This is a genomic window from Streptomyces sp. NPDC037288 (assembly GCF_055603265.1).
Window position 1 is genome coordinate 1 of sequence record NZ_JBVJVY010000109.1, and the last position, 7,774, is coordinate 7,774.

The window sequence follows — 7,774 nt, forward strand, 5'->3', positions numbered from 1 at the left end:
CAGCGCAGGGCGCCTGGCCGGCGTTGCCGGCCTGGCCCCGGTCCCGAAGGACTCCGGCAAGATCAGCGGCAACATGCGCCGCCCCCGCCGCTACCACCGCCGACTCCTACGTGTCTTCTACCTGTCTGCCCAAGTCGCCGCCCGCTGCTGCCCCACCTCACAGGCCTTCTACCAGCGCAAACGCGATGAAGGCAAGACACACAAGCAGGCCGTGCTCACACTCGCCCCGCGACGCCTCGACGTGCTGTGGGCGCTCATACGCGACCAACGCACCTTCACCGTCGAGCCACCTCGCCCGACCACGCATGTGAGGATCCATAGGGCAGGAGTCCCCGTTGGGGAGGTCGAAGTACTGGCCTGGGTTTCGGGCTGATGCCGTCGCGCTGTACCACGCCAGTCCGGGTGGGAGGTATGCGTCGGTGGCCAAGGACGTGGGCATCAACCACGAGACGCTGCGGATCTGGGTCCGGGATGCGGAGGCCGCGGCCCGGCCCGAGGTGGTGGAGGCCACCGCGATGGAGAAGGGGAACCGGCAGCTGCGGGCGGGGGTGAAGGAACTCGAGCTCGAGGGGGAGATCCTGCGGAGGGCCGCGAAGTATTCCGTGGCCGAGACCAGCTGGTGAGCAGCCGCTTCGAAGGTTGTCGAGGATCACCGTGGCGCCTTCGGCGTCAAGCGGCTGTGCCGGATGCTGCAGGTCTCGCGTGGCTGGCCGGCGCGGACGTGCGGGCTGCTGCCCGGGCCCGGGCGGACGCCGAGCTCGCCGGACGTATCGCCCAGTTCACGAGGAACCGGACGGCACCTCCGGGGTCCCGCGGGTCACCGCCGAGCTGAAGGACACCGGGAGGCGGGTCAATCACAAGCGCGTCGAGCGCGTCATGCATGAGTTCGACATCGTCGGGGTGCACCTGCGCAAGAAGGTCCGCACCACCGTCTCCGAGCCGTCGGCGACACCGGTGCCTGACCTGCTGCGGCGCGACTTCACCGCCCCGGCGCCGAACACCAAGTACGTGGGCGACATAACCTGCCCCCGATCGGAGGCGGTCAATTCCTGTATTTGGCAACGGTTGGACCTGTGCTCGAAGCGGCTGGCAGGCTGGTCGGCCGTCGACCACATGCGCACGGAGCTGGTCACCGACGCGCTCAGGGCCGCTGCGGCTGCCGCGGCGCCGACGGCCCGCGCGGCGCGGTGTTCCACAGCGACAACGGGGCGCAATATGTCTCGAAGGAGTTCGCTCAGGTCTGCGCGGAGCTCGGCGTGATCAGATCGCGCGGCGCAGTGGGCAGGAGCGCGGATATCGCCGCCGCGGAATCCCTAAACGCGACCATGAAACGCGAGACGCTCCACGGGAGGAAGCGGTGGCGCGGGGCGCGCGAGGGCCCGACTCGTGGTCTTCCGATGGGCGACCCGCTACAACACCCCGGCGAAGGCACACCCGCCTCGCCCAGATCAGCCCGATCGCCTACAAGCAGCGATCAACTACGCTGGCCATCGCCACATGATAACCGGTGTCCACGGTCAAGGAGAAAGCCCCAGACTCCGTTCGAGGCCGACGCTTGGGAATGGTACTGGTCCGTGACCGGCGGCTGGGATATCCCCTCGTGGGACACCGACCCAGAGCTGCAGTGGCGCGTTGGGCGCCAGCAGGTCAGCGGCCTGCTCCGTCCTGGCTTGCCACTGGTCGACGCGGCCTGCGGCAACGGACACCAGACGTGGTGGCTGGCTCAGCGGTTTGCCGCCGTCGTGGGGCCGGTCGTCGGCGTGGATGTATCTGCGACTGCCGTGGCTCTGGCCCGCGACCAGCAACTGCCGGACGGGGGGCAAGCATGCATAGCCTCTGTGGAGACCGTTCTCTTGGTCGAAAGCCCGTCGCATTGCCTCCGAGGCATCGACTCGGTCGCTTCGCGGGTCCAGCGGCCGTAAGCAACGAAACCGAGATGTGGGGTGGCGGCCAGACGAGTCAGCACGGCGAGGGTCGATCGTGGTGATACCCGGAGCAGCGGCGAACCCCTCCTTGAGTGTGGCGAGGATGTCAAGGCGCGGACCGGGGCGGTGCGCGCTGAGGGAGAACGACTTGTGGACGACGTGTGTGTCTTCGGCCTGTCCGTCTCATGGGCATACTGCCTCGAGGACCGCCCCAAGGGTGGCAAAGAGCATCACCAAAGCCACCCCGCCTACGAGCAGGGCGGCAAAGATCCGCCCCAGCAACTTGGTTGTGGTCCACCGCCGCCGCTCGCGCCTTAACGGGCCGCTTTGCTTGTAGCTGTCGGCCATCGCAACATCCAGAGTGCTCGATCATGCCTTCTTTCCACTGCACCACGCCGAGGTGTGGCCGGCACGCTGGAACGGCACCGAAGTCGCAGATGGCGGCAACGCCGGTGGACTGGCTCGATCACCTGGCCGTATTCCCGCCAGCGGCCGCCCCGCTTCGGCGTACGGTCCGGGAGCAACGGCTCGATCCACGCCCACTGCGCGTCTGTTAGAGTAACTACAGACCAGACTAGCGATCTGATGATCTAAACGAAATGTGCCGCTTGGCGAGCAGCTGGCCGGTGTCATCGACCAGGGCGACGTCATGGGTGTGCTCGACCCAGTCAATACCGCAATAGATCAAGTCGGTCCCCTCCCCAGTGCTCTCTTCTTCTGTCGATGAGCTCATGCGGGCCACGCACCGACCAATCGCAGGACTCGTCTCTCATGGTCGGTCCGCCACCTAATGAGCGGCGAAGCGAGTCATCGCTATCCGAATCCGGAGTGAGAGCTCTTTCGACAGACCGCGAGACTCGCTTCAGCAGCGGTTCCGGTCAGGACGAAGATCTCATCCGCCACCAGGGCAGGAAGTCCTCTACTGAGAGCGATCTGGTTCCGGCCTGAACCGTTCTTGCGACGACAAAAGCCCTCCGAGTGGGTTTCAGCAGGCCCAGTTCAGATCACGTCACCAGGCGGTTCACACCGAGCGCTTCGATGGTCGTGGCCTGAGCCAACCGCACGGGGCACCTTTCATCGCGTCGCGAGCCTGAGAGCTCTCACGAAGACGAAGGACCGTGCACTTTGCTGGGGTGCGAACGGCTGGTGGGATGTTGTGCCTCGAGCACTTCCATTAGGGAGCACGCGCACCCTGCACAGGCTCTGGTCTGTAGAAACAGCGGATCACCAGGGAGAACATGATGGAAATCGCAGGGTTACCAGTGCCGGTGTTCTGCGGGGTGGACTGGGCAGAAGACCACCACGATGTCGCGCTCGTAAACGCCGGTGGAGCACGGCTCGCCAAGCTGCGAATCAACGACGACGCTGCTGGATTCACCCAGCTCACGGATCTGCTGACCGAGCACGGAGACAGCAAGGATCACCCGATCCCGGTCGCCGGCGTGTGAGGCGGGCTGCCGCTGTGGGCGTCGGCGCCGCGGCCAGGATGGTCCGGGCCGTTCTTGCGTCCCACAGGCGCCAGCAGACCACGGACATGGTCCCGCATCCGCCGGCGCAGATCCACCCGGGCAAAGCGGCCCGCCACCCGAGCGAACACCGACTCCAACTCACCGTGCCACTGGTCGACTTCGACTATCGCCTCCAGACCCGGACTAGAGTATTAGGTGGCTCGGCCCCAGAGCTCAGATGGCTGCTTGACCCTCTACCAGGTCTTCGACGCCCTTACAGGACCTGCTGAGGTGCTGGACCGGCCCCTGCACCACCTGCGGCCGCGCCCTGCCGACCACAGAACCAGAACCTGACGAAGCACTAGGGACCGCTCCACGCCACCGTCGCACGGGTCTACGCCCGCGCCATGAAACGCGGCATCGACCGGACCCGTACACCTCAAAGCGGCCGCACTCCTGCAGATCCTGGCAAGAGTGCAATCTCTGGAGCACTCAGGCGAGCCCTTCGCCCGGCACGTCAACGGGGCATCCCTGATTCTCAACGGGCACCAGCTCGACTACCCGTCCAAAGCGGCTGCCGGCCCGGTACACGACGCCGTCCCCGGAGCACTGGGCGTCGTCCGGATCGCCCGCCGACCGAGCGACTTCACCATCGGCTGATCCCGCGTGCCGGGCGTGCGAGGCGCCCACCGCCTTCAGCGCGCCACAGGCCAGACGCACGTCCCTACTAGACCGGCTTTCCGACTACAAGGTCCGTCCCATCAACATCACAGCGTCCTCGGCATACCCAGGCTGTGGTGCTGTGCCACCTGCGCGGCAGACAGCACACTGCGGTAGATCGCGGTCTCGTCGATCTGTCCCGCGAAGCACAAGCTTGACGGGCTGCTGGGCCAGCCGGCCAGTCCACCCAGCTGGCCTCCGCCTACATGCCAGTAGCCCGCATAATCGGCGCTGGTGACGACTCGCGGATTTCTCGCCTGCAGTGTCCCATCCACGAACAGCTGCATTCCCCCACGACCCTGGGTGGCGACAACGTGATGCCACTTGCCGTCGTTAAAGCCCGCCCTGCTGCTGATGGTGCGGGCGCCACCGGCGTATACACCGAAAACGAGGCGGCCGTCGTTCGTCATGTAGACATGCTTGTCGTAGCGGCGACTGCGCATCATCCAGGTACGGCTGTCGAAACCGACGAGTTTCCCTCCGGTTGTCGTGCTGGTCTTGAACCAGGTTTCAAGGGAGTACGACGTCGGAGTGGGGCTGGGGCGCTCGCTATAGGTGTACCCGTCAGTTCCGCGGTAGACGACGGCGGCATTGGAGCCGGGTACCGCGCCGGGGATGATCCCGCGTGTGGAGGCACCACGGTGGATGCCGCCGTTGCCGGCACCGGAACTGTCCGCGGCGAAGGTGCCGTCGGCCTCTTCGAACCGCCAGTACAGGTCGGCTCCGTCAGCGAGGACCCGCTGCGCGTAGCGGTTCGCCGTCCTGGCCGCGGTGACCTTGGCGGGCTTGGAGAGGTGGCTGGTGTGGGTGCCGTCGCTGGCGGTGATTCGGTAGCTGTAGGCGGATCCTGTGGCGATGTCGGTGTCGGTGAACGTCAGCTGCGGACGTATCCAGAGCAGGGAGGAGCCGGTGACGGTGTGGATGGGGGTGTGGGAGCCGTTGCGGTAGACCCGGTAGGTCAGTTTACTGTCATCCGGATCCAGGCTGGACTGCCAGCGCACATCGATCCGGCCGGGTGTGGTGCTGGAGACACTGACCTGCGGGGCCGAGGGGGCGGTGGTGTCGGGGCCACTGGCGAAGCGGGTGAGGCTTTGCTGCGGCTTGCCGTTGACGGTGGTGAACTCCCCGCCCACCCACATGTAGGCGGTGCCATTCTTCGAAGCGGTGGTCAGCACCCGTGGCCCGATGTGCTCGCCGATCCCGTCATTGGTGTCGGGGAACCAGCCCAGCAGCCTGGGTGCGTTCACCGGCTCTGCAAGCAGATGCTGGCGCTCCCACAACTCTGGAAGTTGGCCCATTCTGCTGCAGTCATGGGCATGTGAGGCGGAATACAGCACGCCCTTATAGACCTCGACCGCCTGAGTCGCGCCGAAGCACTTGTCCCGCCAGCGTTCATTGAAGCCGTCGAGATCGAAAGCCATCCGGCCGTCGTACGCGATGGGACCGCTGAGCCGACGGCCGCCCAAAGGCCGGGAATAGTTCTCGGTGGCGGCATAGAAGCCGGTGGTGTCTGTGGTGATGTCCTTCACCGTCATGTTGGTGGCAAGGAAGCCCGCCGGATACCTCTTGGCGAGGTTGCCGTTGGTGCTGTTGAGGACGGCGAGGGCGTGTGAATCGGCACCGTTCACGTGGAAGAAGTCGCCGCCGAGGATGACATTGCGTCCGTCCGGAGTCACCTTGACTGCCCGGCCGGGCTCGTCGGCGTCCGCCTTCCACGGGCGCAGCGCCGCCGACGTGCTGGTGACCGAGGCGAAGTAGCGGCGGGCCTGGCCGGCGACGGTGGTGAAGTCACCACCGAGATACACCGCGTCGTCGGTGGCGTCCAGCGCCCGCACGGTGGCGTTCACCGACACCTTGAAGCCGGTCTTCGGCGTGCACGTACGAACGTCGATGGCCGCCACATTGCTCACCTCGACGCCGTTGACCGCCCCGAAGCGCCCACCCGCATACAGCGTCCTGTGGTCCGGCGACACCGTCAGCGCCCGCACCGTCGCAAGACCCGAACCCACCGTGAACGACAGCTTGCACGACGCCGGCCTACCCGTCGCCGCGTCGAGCGCCACAAAATTGACCACCGGCCGCTCACTGCTGCCGGCCGCCGCATCCGGCGGCCTGACGGCCGAGAAGGTACCGCCCGCGAAGACCACCCCGCCGCTCTGGGCCATCGCCCATACGATCCCATTGGTCTGCCACGTCGGCAGCTCACCCGCCACCATCGCTACCGGAGCAGTCAGGGCAGCCGCCGACGGCGCCCTCACCACTCCTAATCCGGCCAACGACGCCACAGCCACCGATAAGACGGCCGCACGGACCCCCACCGAACGCACACGCATTGTGTCCCATGTCCTCCCTGTCGCAGGACACGACAGCTTAAGGCGGATGAGGCGTCGTTCAAATTGCAGGACCCGGGGGACTGTATGAAAATCGGTGTGTCTCCGATCATGGAGGAGTGCTCCTGTGACCAGCGAGTACATAGCCAGGATGTCTGCTTCGGAGACTGTGCTGACGGGGCGCCTACCTCGCGGTGACGTCCCCCGACCCGACCGGCACCAGCCGCAAACGCTGGACCAGCCGCTGGAAGCGTGGACAGATCCACCGTTTACTGGACAGACCCCAACGAGGCATGCCGGATCGGTGGTCACTCTGAACAAGCTGAATGCCGCGCTCGAACTGCAGCTCTTCCACACCACGGAAGCCAGCGGGAAAGGGGGGTATAGCCAGACGCGTGGGCGATCGCCTCCGGCGGGAACCGGGCCTTGTGCGACGGTGGCAGCCGTGTCCACCAGCAGGCCCTCCTGCCACGATCTACAACAAGATCATCGCATTCCGCTCCTCAACTTGATAATACCTGACAGTCCGATCTGACCCCCATGCATCGCAGTGGTCTCACTCGTGTATGCTCCATCGTATGATTGCTCGTAGGCGCACCACAGTCACCCTGCCGGACGACCTCCTCGCCCACGCGCGCGCCACCGCTCCTGGAGGCAACCTCTCGGCCTACATCGAGCACGCACTGCGCGCCCAGCAGCTACGGGACGCAGCGCAGGCAGTGCGGACCTGGCGCGAAAAGACCCAGGACGACGCCGAAGAGCTCGCCGACATCTTCGGCGAGGACGTCGCGTGACAGCCTTCGCTCGCGGCCAGGTCTGGCGCGTCCAGCTGGCCACCAAGACCCGGGCCGTGGTCATCGTCGAGTCAGATGCGGCTCTTGATGCCCTGCCCGGAACCGCCGTGTGCATGATGATCGATGAGACCCGTGGGGCCCCGGACACCGTCGTCACCATCCCCGTATCCCAGCCGGTGCACGGGGCCGCCGTCGCCGTCGACCTCACCGCGCTGACCGACAAGCGCCTTCAGGCCGGCGAGTTCCTCGGCAGCGTCGACACACAGACTATGGACCGGATCTCCGCCGCTCTGCGCGTCACCCTGGACCTCACCTGATCGGCAGACCGTCGCGGCATCACAGGCCGGGCAGCCCAAGTCGGCCGGCGAACACTCCGCCGCCGGGTCCGTCCGCCAGCGAGTCCAGGACTTTTGGGACGAGTGCGGCTCGGACGGCGCCAGCATGGTGGCTGGTGAGCGCCTCCGTTACTGACCTCGGCTCGTCAGGGTGAACTCTTCCGAAGTCCCTGACGGGCCTTGGGTGATGGCTGTACCCGTGGTGTGTGAGGTATGCGGATG

The 7,774-nt window shown here is 66.2% G+C and carries 4 protein-coding genes and 4 pseudogenes; 6 read left to right on the forward strand and 2 right to left on the reverse strand.

All coding sequences use genetic code 11. The features are described 5' to 3' along the window. The 3 pseudogenes from ACZ7GZ_RS41385 to ACZ7GZ_RS41395 form a co-directional block, all read left to right on the forward strand. Positions 1-277 (forward strand): annotated as a pseudogene (locus ACZ7GZ_RS41385) (transposase); the annotation flags it as partial. A 58-nt stretch (positions 278-335) separates the two neighbouring features. Beyond that, positions 336-1,501, forward strand: a pseudogene (locus tag ACZ7GZ_RS41390) (IS3 family transposase). 1,665 nt (positions 1,502-3,166) lie between these two features. Continuing rightward, a pseudogene (locus tag ACZ7GZ_RS41395) lies at positions 3,167-3,364 on the forward strand (IS110 family transposase); the annotation flags it as partial. Between the two features lie 56 nt (positions 3,365-3,420). Here the strand turns inward: ACZ7GZ_RS41395 and ACZ7GZ_RS41400 are convergent. Further along, positions 3,421-3,561: pseudogene (locus tag ACZ7GZ_RS41400) on the reverse strand (IS701 family transposase); the annotation flags it as partial. A gap of 286 nt (positions 3,562-3,847) precedes the next feature. Here ACZ7GZ_RS41400 and ACZ7GZ_RS41405 point away from each other — a divergent pair. Beyond that, positions 3,848-4,033 carry a hypothetical protein gene (locus ACZ7GZ_RS41405; protein WP_471032799.1) on the forward strand — a complete coding sequence of 62 codons (186 nt, stop codon included), beginning with the start codon at positions 3,848-3,850 and terminating at the stop codon, positions 4,031-4,033. A gap of 107 nt (positions 4,034-4,140) precedes the next feature. On the opposite strand, the gene ACZ7GZ_RS41410 is transcribed toward ACZ7GZ_RS41405, so the two are convergent. Next, the gene (locus tag ACZ7GZ_RS41410) at positions 4,141-6,426 is read right to left on the reverse strand and encodes a LamG-like jellyroll fold domain-containing protein (RefSeq protein WP_471032801.1); all 2,286 of its coding nucleotides are present in this window, start codon (positions 6,424-6,426) and stop codon (positions 4,141-4,143) included. A gap of 575 nt (positions 6,427-7,001) precedes the next feature. Here ACZ7GZ_RS41410 and ACZ7GZ_RS41415 point away from each other — a divergent pair. Together ACZ7GZ_RS41415 and ACZ7GZ_RS41420 are read left to right on the forward strand one after the other, a co-directional pair. Further along, positions 7,002-7,217 carry a type II toxin-antitoxin system CcdA family antitoxin gene (locus ACZ7GZ_RS41415; protein WP_471032803.1) on the forward strand — a complete coding sequence of 72 codons (216 nt, stop codon included), beginning with the start codon at positions 7,002-7,004 and terminating at the stop codon, positions 7,215-7,217. Next, a complete protein-coding gene (locus ACZ7GZ_RS41420; RefSeq protein WP_360100665.1) occupies positions 7,214-7,534 on the forward strand; it encodes a type II toxin-antitoxin system PemK/MazF family toxin in 321 nt (106 codons plus the stop codon). Before ACZ7GZ_RS41415 ends, ACZ7GZ_RS41420 begins: the two co-directional genes overlap by 4 nt. The last annotated feature ends 240 nt before the right edge of the window (positions 7,535-7,774 follow it).